The organism is Peribacillus sp. JNUCC 23 (assembly GCF_053653995.1).
Genome location: NZ_CM132202.1, coordinates 2,249,137 through 2,266,679, shown reverse-complemented (window position 1 = coordinate 2,266,679; position 17,543 = coordinate 2,249,137). Strand labels below are relative to the sequence as shown.

Below are 17,543 nucleotides of genomic sequence, written 5' to 3'. Positions count from 1 at the left end.
TTCAATAAGAAAAGGAGTTGCCGCGGCAACTCCTACTTGAATTCAGGCACCCATTAATTTAACAAGAACTCTTCTTTAAGGATTGAAAATATCTTGGTATCCTTAAACTCTCCTTTAATAAATTCATTTTTTCTTAGAGTACCTTCATAACACATACCAACTTTTAACATTACTTTCTCAGAACCAACATTATCAATATCACATCTGCCTTGAATACGATTTAATTGAATTGTTTCAAATCCAAACCTGATTAATTCATTAATTGCTTCAGTTGCAATACCTAATCCCCAATAGTTCCGATTCAGCACATAACCTATTTCTGCATTACTGTGTTCATTCGACCACTCAATAAAAGAACACGTCCCGATTACTTTACTGCTTTCTTTATGAATTATCGCTAAGTCACCAGTTTGACCTTTCTCATAATTTCCGATAACAACGTTAACAAAATTATTGAGTGTCTCTTCTTTAGATTTATTAACTTCCCAAGTCATATGATGAGCAACTTCAGGGTCTGAAGAAAACTCAAATATATCCTCAAGGTCATTTAACTCAATTTTTCTTAAAATAAGACGGTCTGTTTCAAAATTAGGTATAGTTTTTAAAAATGCCTCTATTTGCATATAAATATCCCCTTAAATATAGTAAATTTATTACCTATTCTATCGTTTGTATTTATTTTCCTTCTTCCACTAAACTGCCCCGTTTGTTCAATAAGAAAAAAGAGCTGCCTAAGCAGCCCCATGATTTTTAACTAAAGCGCCCGTTAGCAAAATAAGAAAAAGAGTAATTATTCTTTTTGTAAAGTATATTTTGCACCCGATTCGTTAAGCAGTTTTGTAATTCCTTCTGGATGATATGGCATTAATCCGTCTGCTTCTTCTAAACTCATCCATTCAACTTTTATGATATTTTCTTCATGGGGAATTTCTTCAGGTCGTTTTGTAATTTGACTATGATAAGTAATAAAATAAACATGATTTTTATCTATAAAAGCCTCGTTCAAAGCAACAATATTGCCAACCTTAATATCGTATCCTGTTTCTTCTTTAACTTCTCTTACAGTTGCTTCTCGTAAGGTTTCTCCTGCTTCAACTGCACCGCCTGGTAAAGACCATGTACCATTCTTGTTGAATACCATTAGGATTTTGTTTGTGTTTGTATCAAATAATAATGCATAGACAACATCAACTCGCTGAAAATCCATTTCTTTATCCCTCCTTCACAACAACATACTTTCTCCACCTCTATACAATTAACCTGCTTCGTTACTTCAATAAGAAAAAGGCTTTACTCATTAATCAAGTAAAGTACCCGTTAGCTAAAGTGAGTTCGCAAATTTTTATTTCTTTACTTTTCTAATAGGGAAAAAAACAAGTATCAATATGAATCCGACTACCAAAGTTGCAAATGAAAAAATCAAAGGAAAAAATAATGACGGATAAACTTCAAAAGCATCTGTATAATAGCCGATCGAACGAGGGACAACGACACCAGCATTCAATAATTCCGTCTGTAATGCGTCTCGTTCGGTAAAGCTAAAAAATTTATTGTTTAAATTTCCTTCTTCATCTAATGCATAGAGGGTATACTTTAACTTCTCCTCTGGAACCCAACCAGTTATATCTCCGTTTGGTATCTCTTTTTGCAATTCTCTTGTTTTCTTTAACAGTATAATAAATTGAGTTTTATCAACTTTATTATCTATTAACATTAAATATGCAATTTCTCCATAGTATCTATTTAAACCTTCTTCTTCCACACGTATTGGATAATCTTTTAACGTATCTATTTCCAATCCATCTAATTTTAGCGATAAATCTGCAATGCCCATTTTATTACTCCAAGGGTCTATATAACTTTCCTCACCTTTTATTGTTTCCTTAATCTCTACAATATGGTCTTTAAAATTAAATGTAGATTCAGTAGGGGGAAACCTTCGTTTACATTTGTAATCCTATAATCTTCATTCATTTTTGATTATGAATGAGTTCCATTACCATTTTTGTGCTTATTGGCAGAGAAATTAAAAATAAAATTGTGCCTATTAAAAAGAATACTAACTTTTTTTCATATTTATTTCACCTCTAACCTAAATTTTAGCACCTTTGTATATCGAAGTATAAGTTCTTCCTTAACTAACCTGCAACGTTAGTACAATAAGGACTGTAAATAATTTATTTATTTCTTCAACACCTTAAAAAGTTTGAATAATAGGCATCCCAAGCCAACTGTTATAGCTAATAATAATAACGGAACCAAGATATTCGAAATCATAAACTCTCCTCCTAATATTATTTATTTCCATTTTTACCACAAAACCCAAAGTGGTTATAAATGCTTATTGTGCTAACCTGCCTCGTTAGTCGAATAAGAAAAAAGCTACCGTAGCAGACTTTCTTAACTGAACTAAAGCATCTGTTAGTTCAAGGAGATTAATAAAGGCTGCTTTCTAAAGGATTGTTGTTTTAAATTAAATTCCTGGTTTGTTTAATCATCTGTTAAAATAAGGATATATTTAAACAAAATAGAGTAGAGAAGGGGGCTGATTATGTTGAAATTTTTACTAACCTCTAATGGTTTTTATACAGGTGCTATTAAAAACCAATTTTTAAAACTCATTGACGGTAAACTTGGCGAATTGAAGGTTGCTATAATTACAACTGCCTCACCACAAAAGGCGAATAATAAGTTCGCACAAAAGGCGAAAGAAGATTTTAGGGCAATGGGGTTCAAAAACATTAATTGCATTGATTTAGAGTTCGATAATCCAGACAGTCTTTTACAGAAAGATGTAATATATATCAATGGTGGAAATCCGTTTAACTTGTTATTCCACACTAAGCAGAGTGGTGCAGATAAAATCCTAAGAAATTTAAATTCAAGAAATGTAGTTGTTGTTGGAGTTAGTGCTGGTGCTGTTCTACTTGGTCCAAACATCAAAGTCGTTCATTTCTTCACTCCTCAGATGAATACAATATATACAACAGATTTTTCAGCATTAAAATTAACGGACAAACTTGTTTTTCCTCACTACGATAGAGAGGATTTGTTTAAGGATAATACAGCCAAGACAATTGAAGATAGATTAAAAGAATTTGAAAACCTTGAAAAATGCGAAGTTACGAGACTTAAAGATGACGAATATATCTCAATAGACAAGTAAATTATTGACCTCAAAACAGAGTTCTTTCATTATGCAGTTCATAACATTTCAACCGTTGTATAATTTGATTTTTGACACGCCTTTTTCAAACACTAAAGTATTTGTTATTTCTTTTCTTTCTACGAAACCCTGGCCTTCCTTTTCATTGGTTTTAATGAAAAGCTTCATTTCCCCGCATTTTTACTAAACATCCGCAAATACCCCTATTTCTTCTATTCCTTTTACTTCAGTTATTTCTTTATCTTGAAAAATCATTTTAGATATAGCCACAGCTAACGGTATAGGGGTTCCTGCCTGAAAAATCACATCTTTTTTTGAATTATCAAGATAGAAAATGGAATGAATGATTAATGGGTCTTGATACAACGATTCATTCCAATAAAAATAACTTTCATAGCGTCTCAAAAACTTGTACCAAAAATCTTTATAAATGTATGTTTTTGTATATTTCCGCACATTGAAAAGACCAAAAAATTGGTGGTCTTACTGTTGAATTAAAGCATCCGTTAGCTGAAAAAAGTAGAAAATTTTCAACTAACCTTTTTATAAAAAATAAGGGTTGTATTTTCATTTAATTTCTTATTAACACCTGTTTTTTCGTATCCCATTTTTTCGTATAAATAACAAGTACGTTCTTCCTCTAAAATTGTAGCTAATTCCCAAGTCATTGCTTTTGGAAACATTTTTTCAACAAAATTTATAGCCTTCTGAGCAATCCCTTTCCCTTGATATTCGGGAAGAACAAACATTGGACTTATCCAAAATTGTACTTCTTCTTTCCAAAACACACAGATTGCACCTACAAGGATGTTATCGTCCAAAATTTTATAAAATCCACCGTTAGGGTTATTTATTCTCTTAATTACTCCTTCTATGGTTTCATTTGCTGGATTTGTATTGTAATCCTTATATTTGTCCAACAGTGGCACAAAAGCCTTTACCTGAATATCAAAAATAATTTGTGCATCTGTATTTGTTGCTTTTTCTAATCTAAGGTCCATTAGAATCAACCACCAATCTATTTGATTGTAGTAATATTCTACAAATTCACGAATTAACCTTCTTCCATTAACCTACTCCTTAGTTGAACAAGAGTTTTTTCTGAAGGTATGATTTTAGTTATTTTCGTACATTGAAAAGACCACCTTAAAGGGTCTTCTTCTTGAACCGATGTCACCCATTATCTTAATAAGCTAGATTAAAAAACTCCTCTTATTTTATTTCAAGAGGAGTTTACATAATCACATGTTATCTGTACTGAAAAGGATCTTCCAAACGAAGATCCTTTTAGCCGCTTGTTTAATTAAAGCACCCGAAGGATTTAGCAAAATGCGATTTACAGCGTTAAGAGTTATATACCATTTAAAAATGGCCTCCCACCTTAAGTGAGAACAACAATCTCTAGAAGTTACGCGTCCCTCTTTCAAGAACAAAAATATTTTGCTCCTCAAAGTTAAGCCTAAATGTTTTTGCGCTCATTTCTTCCGCCTTAGGTAGTGCCCTTAATGCTGGGTGAACAAGCCATAAAATGGCTATACATAGCACTCCAAATCCTGTAAAACAGAGAGTCATTTTACTATTAACTATAGTGGCTAAGTAACCACCTAATAAAGATCCTATAGGCATGACGATAACACTCAAACTATACATGACTGAGTTAACTCTTCCTAAAACTCTATTAGGAATCACCGATTGCGAAACCCCTGCAAATAATACATTTACCGCACCAATCGGTATCCATGCTAAACCAAAAAGCAAGGTTGTAAGTATAGGTGATGAAACTAATGCTGCAGATGTCCAGCAACATGCCCCAAGTGTAAAGCAAACAATGGATAAGATACCCACACGATATTTTCCAAGTAAGGAACCCAATAACGCACCAATTAAAGAACCTGCGGATAACGACGTTAATAATACGCCATACATTGCCACTCCGCCTAATGTATCAGAAAAAGAAGGCAGTATAGCCATGGTCATGCCAATACCAAAGTTAGCAATTGAAGATCCCACTAAAAATACCCACAGTAATGAATTAAAAACGGTCGAAAACCCTTCCGTTAAGTCTTTAAAATAAGCCTTTATGGATAAATTTCTATTTTTCTCTTCTTTAGAACTTTTATCTGTATCCTGGGTAACTTTTAGTAAACTAAAAAAGATAGCTGCCATAGCAAAAGTTATAGAGTCAACGACGTACAAACTTATTGCTCCTACAGCTGCTACCAAAATTCCGGCTAAGGCATTAAATACAAGATCCACCCCTTGATAAGCAAAAGAAAAAAGCGAGTTCCCTTTTATTAAATCTGATTTACTAAGGATTAAAGGAAGTGCTTTTGTCTGAGTTGGATAAGCAAATTCCTCTATAAATGCAATAATAGGCATAACGGTTAAAATGAGTTGAATGGAGAGAAATCCAAATAAATAGGAGATTGGTATAATTAAAATGAGTACGGATTGTAGAATTTGAGTAATCACTAAGGTCTTTTTGATACGCCACCTATCCACAAACGGTCCTGAAAGAAACTGCATTGCTTTGGGCAATAATATTAAGAAGCCCGCCAGACCCGTGTAAAAAGAGCTTTTACCCAGTTCATACACAAGCCACATGGATGCAACATAATAAAGACTATCCCCCATATTAGTAACTATTCTACCTAAAAATAAGTGAAGAAAGTTTTTGTTTTGTAGTAATAAATTCATTATTTACCCCCCTTAGTTAAATTTAGTTGAAACGGTTAATTTTTTTTAACATAGTTATAAAAAGAAAAAGGAGTAGTGTTACTCCTCTACTTTATTACTTTTCATATCATCCATTATTGGCTCATCAATTTGGAAAGCCATTGTGGAAATATAATAGATTTTGCTATCAGGGTGGCTTGTATGGGTCTCTTTTGTTATCTCGCTAAATTCTTGCATTAAGGCGAAGTACTTTTTTACCCAATCTTTAAAGTGATCTTCTTTTGCGGAAAATTGCCACATGGATCCTACATAATCCCATTCAGAAGGGTCCTCGCTAGCTTTATTCAATTTAAAAGCGTTCTCGGGTGCTGAAAGAATAACACTTTTGGTTCTTTCAGCCATTTGCAGAAGCATTTGCCTGGAAGTTTCACTAATATCTGCAAGGTTTGGTAGTAATTCTGCAGAAGGAGTAAAACCTCTGGCAACAGATTGATAAAACTTCTGAATGATACCGTTCTTCTCCTCTTTCTTTACAATTGAAATGAGTTGATTTTTTTCTAGTTCTTTAAGATGATAGTGAATTTTTGCCCGGGATAAATTAAAGTGCTCAGATAACTGTTGACCTGTATATGGTTTTTCTAACAAACGCATCATCATCTCTGCCCGTAACGGATCACTAAGTGCTTTTAATTGACTGTACTCTGTTAAGGTTAACATTGGTTTCATAAAATCAACTCCGTATTATTAATTTACACGGTAAAATTTATTTAACTAAATGATATCATTTAGTTATTCTTCAAACAAGATGAAATGTACTATATTGAATGATAATCTCTTTTTAGAGTTTTTCTCTCTATACAGTCCACGCTTGGGAGTTTTTTGAATACTTTTGAATTAGCGCTTAAAACTTGTTAAAGGAGGGTATCAAAACCTACACTATTCCTAGTGTTAAGGCTTCTAAGGAACATATGAATGCTCTATACATTATTAGTTAACATAAAGTCTCTTATAGGCATAAAAAGGACCTTCACAATTGGATATCCTTTTTAGCCTTTTATTTTGATTTTCAACTAATGTTGAAAATCAGTTTAAGATAAACAGTTGATATATGGTATAATTAGCAATTGTAGGAAATTATACTTTGTTTTTAGGGGGATGATTTTTTGAAAATAAAGTCTATGGTACTTATTTTCTTAAGTGTGCTTTTTTGGGTTGTAGGTTGCTCTACAAATGAAACAGTTGAAAGTAAATTGACTTTGCCTGAAGATATCCCCGATTTTGTGCAAATAAGTGATTTTGAAAAGGTAGATTGGGATAGAACCGTTACCGAATTTGACACAGGGACACGAAATGATATGGTTGGTAATAAAAATAAACTTGGAATTATAGGACCGGAATTAAAACCTAATGAAGTAGAAAAGTGGTTGTGGCATTTTTGGGGAATTGATAAAGGTAAATTTACAGTCGTAGGTTATAATCAAAACACTTCAAAAATAACCCCGGTTTTAAGTGATCCTACTTGGTCGAGGAACGGTGTTGGTGGAGGAAAGATTGAAGGAGCAGATGCGAGTATGCCATCAAATGTTGTTTTACCAGAAGCAGGGACATGGGCACTTTTAGTTTATATTGATGGTAACTTATTTGATACGTTGATTATGGATGTTAAGGATAAATAAATGAATTAGCACCGTCCGAATAATAGGAACGGTGTTTTTAGTTTATATAAATACGGCCATAGTCTTTGCAAAAGGAAGTTCGGTCACATTTGGCTATTATCAATGTTCCCAAAGGACTGAAGGAATACTATATACAAATCTAGTTAACATAATAGCAATATTTCAGTACTTCCGAAATATAAAACCCCTTGGTGCTCATTTGGTGCTCAAGGGGTTCCGAATTGTCCATTTTACTCGTTTATGCATGTTTTTATACAAATTTTCTTTCACTAAACACCTGTTAGTTTAATGATTTTTGCATTCTAAATCTCGTAATTGTATCCTCCTCTTCTATTCTTAACAACTCAAATCCGTGTTTTTGATAAAAGCTTATTGCCCTGCTGTTTGTTTTAGATACTCTTAGTTGATATTCATCCACATTATATTTGCGAAAGAAATTCTCCACATATTCTATTAGTTTAGCACCGTAACCTTTTCCTCGATATTCTGGGATTAAATAAAATAGATTAACATATCCAACTTCTTTATTCTCAAACGACTTAACCTGCAACTCAATTTGACCTACTGGTTCCCCGTCTATTTCGACTAACACAAGCCCATTTGGATATTTTATAAGCCTTTCCGATATCTTCTTCAAATAACTGTCATTATCCCCAAATAAACTCACATCACTAAAACTAATAATGTAAGAATCTCTTCTAAATGTAATAATAGTTTTACTGTCTTTTGATATGTCGATACTACGAAATGAAAACAAATTTGATTCCTCCACTTTTTATCCCATTTATTCGCAATTATTATACACCATCGATGCCATCCATCTTAAACTCCCAGTGAGTTGAATAAGGTGTTTTTACAAATGTATGATTTTGCATATTTTCGTACATTGACTGTGATTTAGCCACGATAATTGACCTTATAGGCAATAAAAAAGATCTTTCAATAGGATCCTTTTATACTTTCTTATTCCACTTAAGCACCCGTTAGTTGAGTAATTTTATTCACCTTCTAAACAAACATCGAAATCTTTAACATGAACTGCATTACCAGTAATTTCAACATCATACGATTCATTGCTTTTCGAAATCTGCACCATAACTCGACCATCTTTTTGAATTTCATGACCTTGCTCTACTATAAGATTTAAATACTCTTCAATATTGTTGTTTTTTATGTATTTTGCAAAAAATGCTCCCATTACCCCCGAAGCAGTTCCCGTAACCGCATCTTCAATTGTGCCAGAGGATGGTGAAGAAAAGTGTCTCGCGTGCATATCAGCACTAGTATCATAGGTTTCCATACAAAAAGGATGAATAGATGATTTGGGCATTTCCTTCAAAATAGCAGGGAATTCCTTATTATTTGGTTTCATCTTTTTAAAAGCATCAAGTTCTTTTACTGGGATTAATAGTGTCCAAGTACCTGTACTTCCATATAGAATCGGTAGGTCGTCATGAATATCTGATTCTTTTAATCCTATCGAATTAGCTAAATCTTCTTTTGAACCATTGAATTTTTCGAATTGGGGGGAAGCTTGTTTCATTGTTATAAATATTTCGCTTTCAATAGTTGATTTAATTTTTATCGGCAAAATTCCTGCTCTTGTTTCAATTGTAAAATCCGTTTTATTCCCCAATAACCCTTTTGTCTTTAACGCATAAACAGTTGCCATTGTTGCGTGACCACATAAGTTCATTTCGTGCCCCGGTGTAAAAAAACGTATTCTAAGGTCAGCTATTTCTGATTGAACTGGAAAAGCAGTCTCATTAAATCCTACTTTGAAGGCTATTTCTTGCATTTCTTTATCACTTAGCTCATCTCCGTTTAAAACTACTCCAGCTGGATTCCCTTTATTAGGTTCTTTACTAAACGCATCATAATGATGAACCTTTATGGTTTTCACATTACATTCCCCCATAGTTCTATTTAAAAAAGTCTTCATTATTTTACCATTAGTTACTACGTGCTTGTTGAACTATCCTGCACCGTTAGTTTCAGTACATTTTTTCACAATCTTAATTGTTATTTTAACATAAATATCCAAATAATCTTTTAAAAAAACTAAAGGGTCATGTGATTTTAATCAAACTTTTTTACAAATTATCAATCTTTAATATAAATTATCAAATTTTATTACATGGCAACAGTATGGTGTATGTAGCATTTTAATAAAGTTTAATTAAAATAAAATCACAAACCCTGATTTATCAGCAAACACAAAAAACTCCTTTTTGAACAAAGATTGATCAAAATGGAGTTAATCTCTCTAACCAAGTATAAGATTTTTATAAAAGGTTTGGTCATATTCTACCTGTGTTGCTCAACAATCGCGCCCAATTGTGGAAGAACATAAGTACATGTTTTGTTAGACTAACGCCCCCCCGTTAGTTTAATTTCAAAGTTTCACAATATCTTAATAAATAAAAGTCCTTCAAGTTAATGATCTCATAGGACTCCTTAAGAACTCGATTCCAGAAGAAAATCATTCTTCCCCACGACAACCTCAATAAAATTTAATTGGTTCACATAGAACTCTTAATACTTTTTTATATAACTTAGTAACAGCGTCATCACTTAGGTAAGTTTCTAATAATTCCTTTTCGCCGTTTATAGCTTCCCCTCTTGCTTTTATAACGTTCTGTGTAATCTCAGCTGCTTGGTCGTAAATTGTCTTGTACATAGTAATCACCTCCACAACTCTATGGATGACAAAATGCTCAAATGTGTCGGATGGAGAAGGTCGGTTTACTGGACACGACAATCTCAACACAACATTCAATCTAATTCATAGGTTGTCTTGCGGAATGGTACTTTCAATTAAAAAGCTAACTGAAATTTTTTATAAAATAAAAAAAACGTAGTTTAGCCCAAAGGAATATCATAAAATACGTCAATAAAATCAACTCTTATCTACTTGTTTTTAGGGTAGTAGGAAGACCCGGGGTATTTTACAACAGGCCATTTCTCCTTGCGAAGAGAATCGAGAAATTCTGATCCAACATTTAGGTTGCTTTGAACTAATTCTTTAGGCGTCAGTGCCATCCATTGATTCAGCGACACGCTTTCAAAGCGGTTGCTTTTGAACATCTCTAAAAACCATAACGTTTCGGGACCGGTGTTTTGAATATAGTGTCCAGTAGCAAAAGGGACATATCCGACATCACCAGCTCTATAATCAAATGTACGAGCTGCACCGTTTCCAGTAAATACAGTCATTCGCCCTTGTCCGGTAAGGTAATACTGCCACTCGTCATTATTGGGATGCCAATGAAGTTCTCTCATTGCACCCGGTTCAATCTCAACGAGTGCTGCTGCAATTGTTTTTGAAATTGGAAAGTTAGAAGCGTCCACAATTCGTACACTACCACCGGGCGTTTTAATTGGTGTTTGTTTCACCAGCTCGTGCTTGAAGGTTAAAGGAACTTCTTCAAAAGGTGACTGGACTTCTTGACTTTCCAGTGAACCGGGTACCTCCTCTTGATAGATATATACCTGTTCAGAAGGAATGGAGCTAAAAGCACTCTCTGGTACTCCGAAATTGGCCGACAAAACATCTTTTGGGGTATGTGCAAACCAATCAGAGATGGATAAGGTGGAAAGATCAGAAAAGTTTCCGTCATCGAAGACGAGCAGAAATTCACAATGTTCCAACCCTTGAATCGAATGTGGGATACCAGGGGGGAAGTACCAAATATCTCCCGGTCCGATGTCGGCAATAAAATTTCGTCCTTGTTGATCAACCGAAGTTATACGTGCCTTTCCTAAAAGCATATAAGACCATTCGGCTTGTTTATGCCAATGGAGTTCACGTATTCCGCCAGCCGTTAAACTCATATTTACTCCTGCAAGGGTGGTGGCGATAGGAAGTTCCCTCACCGTGATCTCGCGGGACCATCCACCATGATCTAATTTCATAGAAGTATCTGAGAATGAAAATTTTAAGTTAGGGAGCAAGCCTGCATCCGTAATAGGTGGGACGAGCATATTTGGATTTTGAAGATCCCGCATAATATTACGTGGTCCGGAGTCAATCCCTCCAGCTCCATCACTTCGGATAGGTTGAGGCACATTCCCACCCACTTGATTCATGGTTCGTTTTTCCATCACTACGCTCCTCTTTTATGGATTATTAAGGGAAAATTCTTTTTCATAGTATATGACTTGGGCTTAAAATAGTTACTGTGCCTATTGATAAAAAAACAGGGGATCTTATTTTCTTTAAAGGTTTTGTTCACAATCTGGCTCTTTAGTTGAACAAGGTCCCAAAGTATCAGATGAATACTCTATACAAATCTAGTTAACATAAAGTCAATTTTTCGGAACTTCGGAAACATAAAACCCCTTTGGCGCTCAAAGGGGTTCCGAATTGTCTATTTCTATCGTTTATACATGACATTGTTAATGAATCACCATTTTCGGCTTCTGAAAAAGCCTGGTAGCTGCATAAAAAAGGGGTGTTTTATGCAAATTATTCTTTCGCTAAAGCACCCGTTTGTTTAAGTACATTTGTTCACAATCATCTTAGTTCAAGATAGATACTTTTTAGAAGCTGATTCCCACGCTAAGTAGAATTCTTCTACTGTTGAATATCTGTCTTTTTTATCTTTCTCAACTGCCTTCATCGCTACTTCGTAAAGTTCTTGACCTGCACCCCACTTTAAAATTGAACGGTCAAGTTCTCCACCTAACAATCCAAATGCGATTGCACCCATATTAAATACATTAGTTCTTTCATCAATCTCAGCATCCAATTCAAATTCTTCAGGCGACATAAATCTTGATGAACCCCATAGTCTCCCCATCGTATTTATAAATGGTTTCTTCTTATAAAAATCAATATCACAAATCTTTGTGCTATTATTCTCGAAATTATATAAAATACTTCCATCATAAAAATCAATAGCTACATAGTTCTGCTTCTCCACATATACATGGAATTCAAAAATACATTTCAGTGATACTAAACGAAATTCAATAGGTAATTGTTTAAATCGAAAAAATGGTGAATCAGGATGTGTATATTTCTGTGGCGGAGGAAACGACCAATGAGAATGAAGACATTCCCCATCAAACCAATCGAATTCTAATGCATATCCCTCAGCAACTTGAAAATGATTTATTAATTTTATTAAATGTGGATGTTTCAACTTTTCATAAAGAGGAATTGACTGCTTTAATCTTGCTATTGCATCTTCAGGTTGTCCTGAATATTCTAAAGTCTTTGCCCCTGCATACTTCACAAACCTTTTAATACCACTTTTTTCGATGCCGAAACATATATTTCCAGAATCTTGTTCATCAAAGACACAAAACACTTCACCAAGACTTCTAAGCCATTCGAAATCATGTTTATCTTTTAATTGGAATGAAACACTATCTAAACTTATTATTTGTGTATCGTTCATTTAATACCTCCAAAAATATACTTGTTTTCTACATTAATGTTCTATACCATTTAATAAAACCTTCCGTTTTACTAACCTGCCCCATTAGTTGAATAAGTTTTTTTCGAATGTATGATTTGAGTTATATTCATACATTCAAAATACTACTAATTGTGGTCTTTCCCTCTCTCTCCGAACAATATTCTTTCCTCGTGATTATTTATCATCTATATCAAATTCATACATACTTTCTTCTTGTTTAATATCTACTTTCCAAGTATCCTTTTCCTTATCATAAGTTATATTTCTAATGGCAGCTATCCAATTTGATGTAGATTCTGACTCAAGTTCTTTTAATGCTTTACGAACTACTTGCGATTCTGATAAATCGGCTTTATCCGGTTTATATTCTGGGAGAATCGTCACCTTTTTTGCTTTTCCTTGACCAGGATAGGATTCCAATATTGGGCCATCGGCTTCAACAAGTACTCTTTGACCGACCTCTAGCTCCTCTGAAGCTTTCGGATAATGATAACTAATTGCATCAAAATATTCTTTTTCTCCACCATTCGAACTAAAGTCGCTAGGGATAGAGTTTACCACCATCATTCCTTGTTCTTCTATGCTTAGAACATAAAGCCCTTTCTTGGAAGCTTTATCACTTGTATCCGCATTTGAGTCCGTCTTTTCTGTATGGCCATTTAATGAGCAACCCATCAAAAACAATAACACTATGAGCGATACTATAAGAAAACCTTTGCCTTTTTTCATTTATCGGACACCTCCCCTTTTTTTCTATATAATTCCACTTTATCATTTCCTTGTCCAACAATCCTACCTTTAGATAAATAAGGAGTTTTTCTGAATTTATTATTTTTTATATTTACGTACATTGAAAAGACCACCAAAAAGGGGCTTCTTCTTGAACTGATGTCACCCATTAGCTTAATAAGCTAGATAAAAAAACTCCTCTTATTTTATTTCAAGAAGAGTTTACATAATCACATGTTATAGGTATTAAAAAGGGATCTTCGACTCGAAGATCCTTAGTTGAACAGTTTATTAATTCTTTTTTTCCATTGAGTTTAACTTTTCTTCGATACGGTCTAATTGTTCTTTTTTCTTTTTTGAAGAACTCCAAAATAATAATAGGATTACTATAAAAAATATTGGAATTCCTAAAGCAAATAATTGAAAAATAATATCGCCCATATTTATTCCTGAATTCATTTTTTCTCCTCTTTCATATCATTTTATACCTTTCAATTTACCATTTTTATGGCTTTAATTGTTGCTTTATTTCAAGACATAAATACTCTATACAAATCTAGTTAACATAAAGTCAATTTTCGGAACTTCGGAAACATAAAAACCCTTGGCGCTCAAAGGGGTTCCGAATTGTCTATTTCTATCGTTTATACATGATTTTATACATTGTTGATGAATCAACATTTTCAGCTTCTTAAGAAGCATGATAGCTACATAAAAAAGGGGCGTTTTTTAAATACTTAAACTAACCTGTCACGTTTGTGGCATAAGAAAAGCATCCCCTTCTTGATATGGGAATGCCCTCTAAACCAATACAGTTAGTTATATCTATGCTACTCTGTTAATCAAATTAAGAGTTGTATAAACTCCAATAGGTGTTAGCAAGTAAAACTTTATTAATAGCCTTTGCTGCGTTTTCTATATTAATGTAAGTTTCAACAGTGTTACTATCAATAAATGTTAATTCAAAATTAAGTGTACTTCTAATAAATTTGGCAGTGATTTTGGGTTTACCTTCAAGGGTATAAGTCTGTTCAGTTCCTTCAGCCATAAAACGAAGATGACTTAAAGAATTTATTACTCCTTTGTCCATTGGCATCTGAATCACTCCAATATTTAAATTATTTCATTAAATGACCTTTAAATAGAAATTAAGCTATAAAATTCCATACTTTTTTAATTTCTCCTTCTTCCACTAAACTTTCCCTTTAGTAGAAGAAGGGGTTTTTCCTAATGTATGATTTTGTATAGTTTCGTACATTGAAAAGACCACCAATTTGGTGGTCACATTGTTGAATTAAAGCACCCCGTTAGTTCAATAAGATTTAACTTTATTTAGTTCTATTTCGGTACGATATAACATTGTCTTAACCCAATTATGAAACATTTCATAGTCTTCTTGGTCTGTTTGAACATTATCTAAGAATACGCCCTTAAATTCATTAAAATAATGTTCCTTATCACTATATGGTTCTCTTAACTCTTTGTTATCTTTAAAAAATCATTAAAGAACACATCCATAATTTCATTTAAAAGTTTGTAACACAGTACCTTGACCATTATCTGATTCAACTTCAGCGTATGCTCCATTTATAAAAGTCATTTGTGGTGGAACATGACCGCAATCAATATCGTACAAAATAGGAATTTGAAGCTCTTTTGAAAGTTCTTTATAAACATCTTCAACTGTATAATTTGTAATAGCTGTATTAGCTGAACTTCTCCCAAACATAATGCCACTACAATCCTCAAACCAACCAGCTAATTTCATTTGCACGAGGGACCTACGCAAGTCAGTTGTTGATAACTCACAATTTTCGAGATACCAAATGACAGAATCTCCTTCAATATAATTCTCTTTAAAATTATGTACATTCCCATATGGTGTACCAATCAAATGTCTAATTGTATCAATACAACCACCAAGTAATCGCCCCTGTATCTTAACTTTTTCGTTTACAGCTGATTTCCAGTAAGTTTGTTCTGTTAGATTGAAAATATAAGGAGTAGGGGTATCATGTTGCCATTCTTTTTGATATTTTTCTGATGAATGTTGGAGAATTGATTCATTCATTTTGGTAGACAATACTGTTCGCCACATTGCTGTCGTATCATCAGAATACTCTCCTCTTAAATCCACTAAGTTGGTTCCGTGGGCTGTAGCAGTACCCGTTTTCAATGTAATTGCTAACAGTAGCAGACTAATATCAGAATAACCTAATATCCACTTACTTTGTATATTTTCAAAGTCAATATATTCAAGTGTCTCAATAAGTAGCTCTCCGCCCCAAGGAGGAATAATAAGTTGAATATTATCACTAAGCATCATTTTATTAAACTCTTCTGCACGCTTTTTAGCAGATGCAGACTTTTCCTTATCTTGAGTCCATGCAGTTTCTCCACAAATGAAGTTAAAACCTTTCTTTTCCACACTTTTGAATGCAGATTTTAACAAGGGATGTAATTCACTTGGGACTCCAGATGATGGTGCAGTTACTCCTATTGTTGCACCGTTTTCTAAGGTTGGATATTTTATCATGTTTAGCCACTCTCCCAACGCTTTTAGTAATAATAACATTTTAAATGTTATAAAAAAACACTTCTTTTATTACACTAACCTGCCAGTTAGTCGAATAAAAAAAGCTGCCGTAGCAGACTTTCTTTACTGAACTAAAGCACTCTTTAGTTCAACAACAAAATTTATTATTATCCTATTACTTCTCCCAAAGCTCTATACGTCTTCCCTCCGGATCTTCAATCCAAATAAACTTTCCAAATTCATTAATCGTCTTTTCCATAACAAGGGGAACACCCATTTTTTCTAGATGTTTGATACTGTCATCCAAATTTTCAACTTGAAAGTTTAACATCACTTGTTGTTCTGTTGGAAAATAGCGGTCATCTTCAGAAAAGAAGGAAAAGATAGTTTCATTGCCTGATTGTGGTGTAATAATGGTACCATTCCAATTTTCAATTTCAATTTTTAGGACTTTACTGTACCATTTTTTTATATCCTCTAGATTTTTAGTCCTCCAAAAGATTCCTCCAAAACCCTTTATTATCATAAGAATCTCCTTCCTATCCCATTAGTTATTAATTTAAATTCTAGTTTTGAAAGCGAATTCCTTCTTTCACTAACCTGCCCCGTTAGCTTAATACGCTAGATTAAAAAACTCATCTTATTTTATTAAGAGGAGTTTACATATAATACAATGCTCAACTGACTCATTTAACTGCAATATTCCACCTGAAATTCCCCAAGGTGCACCTAAATATCTATACAATAATATTTCGCCTTTATTATTTATAATAGCTACGCTTGGTCGGACTATTATCAGTGGAGCATTTCCGAGCATTTCTCTTATATCTTCACAATAACCCATAAAATCCTACCTATGTTAATTGATTAATAAACTTTGTAACGTTTCCTAGGCAGCAACTACCTTGAGGGTTATTCACTTCACAACCACATCGGTTTTCCTTTATGTTCTCTCGAATATGTTCTACTGGATTAGCAGTAATACCTTTTTCAACATATTTCTTTATTTTCTCTTTTGTCCAGTTAAAACAATAACAAATCGGTGTAAGAGGCGAATCATCTTTTTGATAGACAGCTACCTTTATATCAGATAAAAGATACATGTTATTATTCGTATCAAAATACACTACATCACAATCTTTGGTTAGACAAAAATAGTGATTTTCTTTAGCTTTTAATGTTTCTAAAGCAGATGGTTTAAGCATTGATTTTAATGTTATCAACTTTATATTTTTAACTTTATTTTTACAGGATGGACAATTTACAACATTTTCAATATTTATCTCTTTAGTGTTATTACAACAATTTGACATTATTCTCCCACCTTATTTTTA

20 protein-coding genes are annotated in these 17,543 nt (G+C 33.4%); 2 read left to right on the top strand and 18 right to left on the bottom strand.

Annotated features, from left to right (window positions below):
• Positions 1-53: 53 nt before the first annotated feature.
• The 3 genes from JNUCC23_RS10950 to JNUCC23_RS10940 all read right to left on the bottom strand — a co-directional run bounded on the left by JNUCC23_RS10950 (position 54) and on the right by JNUCC23_RS10940 (position 1,834).
• Positions 54-623, bottom strand: a complete 570-nt coding sequence (locus tag JNUCC23_RS10950; RefSeq protein ID WP_403071586.1) for a GNAT family N-acetyltransferase — start codon at positions 621-623, stop codon at positions 54-56.
• 167 nt (positions 624-790) lie between these two features.
• On the bottom strand, positions 791-1,207 hold the full coding sequence (locus JNUCC23_RS10945) for an NUDIX hydrolase (RefSeq protein WP_454215800.1): 417 nt from the start codon (positions 1,205-1,207) through the stop codon (positions 791-793).
• Between the two features lie 135 nt (positions 1,208-1,342).
• Positions 1,343-1,834 carry a hypothetical protein gene (locus tag JNUCC23_RS10940; protein WP_454215798.1) on the bottom strand — a complete coding sequence of 164 codons (492 nt, stop codon included), beginning with the start codon at positions 1,832-1,834 and terminating at the stop codon, positions 1,343-1,345.
• Positions 1,835-2,551: 717 nt separating this feature from the next.
• Between JNUCC23_RS10940 and JNUCC23_RS10935 the strand changes: the two genes are divergently transcribed.
• The gene (locus JNUCC23_RS10935) at positions 2,552-3,166 is read left to right on the top strand and encodes a Type 1 glutamine amidotransferase-like domain-containing protein (RefSeq protein WP_454215796.1); all 615 of its coding nucleotides are present in this window, start codon (positions 2,552-2,554) and stop codon (positions 3,164-3,166) included.
• Positions 3,167-3,349: 183 nt separating this feature from the next.
• Here the strand turns inward: JNUCC23_RS10935 and JNUCC23_RS10930 are convergent, their stop codons facing one another.
• The 4 genes from JNUCC23_RS10930 to JNUCC23_RS10915 form a co-directional block, all read right to left on the bottom strand.
• Entirely contained in the window at positions 3,350-3,532 is a 183-nt protein-coding gene (locus JNUCC23_RS10930) for a hypothetical protein (RefSeq protein ID WP_454215794.1), read from the bottom strand.
• A 164-nt stretch (positions 3,533-3,696) separates the two neighbouring features.
• Entirely contained in the window at positions 3,697-4,167 is a 471-nt protein-coding gene (locus JNUCC23_RS10925) for a GNAT family N-acetyltransferase (protein WP_454215792.1), read from the bottom strand.
• Positions 4,168-4,567: 400 nt separating this feature from the next.
• A complete protein-coding gene (locus tag JNUCC23_RS10920; RefSeq protein ID WP_062179786.1) occupies positions 4,568-5,863 on the bottom strand; it encodes an MFS transporter in 1,296 nt (431 codons plus the stop codon).
• Between the two features lie 78 nt (positions 5,864-5,941).
• Complete coding sequence (locus tag JNUCC23_RS10915) at positions 5,942-6,568, bottom strand: ArsR/SmtB family transcription factor (protein WP_062179796.1); 627 nt, start codon at positions 6,566-6,568, stop codon at positions 5,942-5,944.
• 437 nt (positions 6,569-7,005) lie between these two features.
• Between JNUCC23_RS10915 and JNUCC23_RS10910 the strand changes: the two genes are divergently transcribed.
• Complete coding sequence (locus JNUCC23_RS10910; protein WP_403071605.1) at positions 7,006-7,518, top strand: DUF4871 domain-containing protein; 513 nt, start codon at positions 7,006-7,008, stop codon at positions 7,516-7,518.
• A gap of 280 nt (positions 7,519-7,798) precedes the next feature.
• Here the strand turns inward: JNUCC23_RS10910 and JNUCC23_RS10905 are convergent, their stop codons facing one another.
• From JNUCC23_RS10905 to JNUCC23_RS10855, 11 genes are all read right to left on the bottom strand, one after another.
• Entirely contained in the window at positions 7,799-8,275 is a 477-nt protein-coding gene (locus tag JNUCC23_RS10905) for a GNAT family N-acetyltransferase (RefSeq protein ID WP_403071607.1), read from the bottom strand.
• A 240-nt stretch (positions 8,276-8,515) separates the two neighbouring features.
• The gene (locus tag JNUCC23_RS10900) at positions 8,516-9,421 is read right to left on the bottom strand and encodes a PhzF family phenazine biosynthesis isomerase (protein WP_454215789.1); all 906 of its coding nucleotides are present in this window, start codon (positions 9,419-9,421) and stop codon (positions 8,516-8,518) included.
• A 600-nt stretch (positions 9,422-10,021) separates the two neighbouring features.
• Complete coding sequence (locus JNUCC23_RS10895; protein ID WP_157279481.1) at positions 10,022-10,198, bottom strand: hypothetical protein; 177 nt, start codon at positions 10,196-10,198, stop codon at positions 10,022-10,024.
• A 230-nt stretch (positions 10,199-10,428) separates the two neighbouring features.
• Positions 10,429-11,622, bottom strand: coding sequence for an oxalate decarboxylase family bicupin (locus JNUCC23_RS10890; protein ID WP_403071614.1), 1,194 nt, complete (start codon positions 11,620-11,622; stop codon positions 10,429-10,431).
• 422 nt (positions 11,623-12,044) lie between these two features.
• Entirely contained in the window at positions 12,045-12,923 is an 879-nt protein-coding gene (locus tag JNUCC23_RS10885; protein ID WP_403071616.1) for a serine/threonine-protein kinase, read from the bottom strand.
• Positions 12,924-13,118: 195 nt separating this feature from the next.
• Positions 13,119-13,673: a DUF3221 domain-containing protein gene (locus JNUCC23_RS10880; RefSeq protein WP_454215786.1), complete on the bottom strand. Its 555-nt coding sequence runs from the start codon at positions 13,671-13,673 to the stop codon at positions 13,119-13,121.
• A 291-nt stretch (positions 13,674-13,964) separates the two neighbouring features.
• Positions 13,965-14,132: a DUF4083 domain-containing protein gene (locus tag JNUCC23_RS10875; protein ID WP_454215784.1), complete on the bottom strand. Its 168-nt coding sequence runs from the start codon at positions 14,130-14,132 to the stop codon at positions 13,965-13,967.
• Positions 14,133-14,520: 388 nt separating this feature from the next.
• Positions 14,521-14,769 (bottom strand): hypothetical protein, encoded by a 249-nt coding sequence (locus JNUCC23_RS10870; protein ID WP_454215783.1) that lies wholly within the window; start codon positions 14,767-14,769, stop codon positions 14,521-14,523.
• Positions 14,770-15,195: 426 nt separating this feature from the next.
• Positions 15,196-16,209, bottom strand: coding sequence for a S66 family peptidase (locus tag JNUCC23_RS10865; RefSeq protein WP_454215781.1), 1,014 nt, complete (start codon positions 16,207-16,209; stop codon positions 15,196-15,198).
• Positions 16,210-16,384: 175 nt separating this feature from the next.
• Positions 16,385-16,732 carry a VOC family protein gene (locus JNUCC23_RS10860; protein ID WP_062183203.1) on the bottom strand — a complete coding sequence of 116 codons (348 nt, stop codon included), beginning with the start codon at positions 16,730-16,732 and terminating at the stop codon, positions 16,385-16,387.
• 331 nt (positions 16,733-17,063) lie between these two features.
• Positions 17,064-17,522, bottom strand: a complete 459-nt coding sequence (locus JNUCC23_RS10855; protein ID WP_454215779.1) for a putative iron-sulfur cluster-binding metallochaperone — start codon at positions 17,520-17,522, stop codon at positions 17,064-17,066.
• Between the last annotated feature and the right edge of the window lie 21 nt (positions 17,523-17,543).

Coding starts and splice junctions, on each gene's coding strand:
- JNUCC23_RS10950 (WP_403071586.1), bottom strand. CDS start 623: ATGCAAATAGAGGCATTTTTAAAAACTATACCTAATTTTGAAACAGAC.
- JNUCC23_RS10945 (WP_454215800.1), bottom strand. CDS start 1,207: ATGGATTTTCAGCGAGTTGATGTTGTCTATGCATTATTATTTGATACA.
- JNUCC23_RS10940 (WP_454215798.1), bottom strand. CDS start 1,834: ATGGGCATTGCAGATTTATCGCTAAAATTAGATGGATTGGAAATAGAT.
- JNUCC23_RS10935 (WP_454215796.1), top strand. CDS start 2,552: ATGTTGAAATTTTTACTAACCTCTAATGGTTTTTATACAGGTGCTATT.
- JNUCC23_RS10925 (WP_454215792.1), bottom strand. CDS start 4,167: ATGGACCTTAGATTAGAAAAAGCAACAAATACAGATGCACAAATTATT.
- JNUCC23_RS10920 (WP_062179786.1), bottom strand. CDS start 5,863: ATGAATTTATTACTACAAAACAAAAACTTTCTTCACTTATTTTTAGGT.
- JNUCC23_RS10915 (WP_062179796.1), bottom strand. CDS start 6,568: ATGAAACCAATGTTAACCTTAACAGAGTACAGTCAATTAAAAGCACTT.
- JNUCC23_RS10895 (WP_157279481.1), bottom strand. CDS start 10,198: ATGTACAAGACAATTTACGACCAAGCAGCTGAGATTACACAGAACGTT.
- JNUCC23_RS10890 (WP_403071614.1), bottom strand. CDS start 11,622: ATGGAAAAACGAACCATGAATCAAGTGGGTGGGAATGTGCCTCAACCT.
- JNUCC23_RS10885 (WP_403071616.1), bottom strand. CDS start 12,923: ATGAACGATACACAAATAATAAGTTTAGATAGTGTTTCATTCCAATTA.
- JNUCC23_RS10880 (WP_454215786.1), bottom strand. CDS start 13,673: ATGAAAAAAGGCAAAGGTTTTCTTATAGTATCGCTCATAGTGTTATTG.
- JNUCC23_RS10875 (WP_454215784.1), bottom strand. CDS start 14,132: ATGAATTCAGGAATAAATATGGGCGATATTATTTTTCAATTATTTGCT.
- JNUCC23_RS10870 (WP_454215783.1), bottom strand. CDS start 14,769: ATGCCAATGGACAAAGGAGTAATAAATTCTTTAAGTCATCTTCGTTTT.
- JNUCC23_RS10865 (WP_454215781.1), bottom strand. CDS start 16,209: ATGATAAAATATCCAACCTTAGAAAACGGTGCAACAATAGGAGTAACT.
- JNUCC23_RS10855 (WP_454215779.1), bottom strand. CDS start 17,522: ATGTCAAATTGTTGTAATAACACTAAAGAGATAAATATTGAAAATGTT.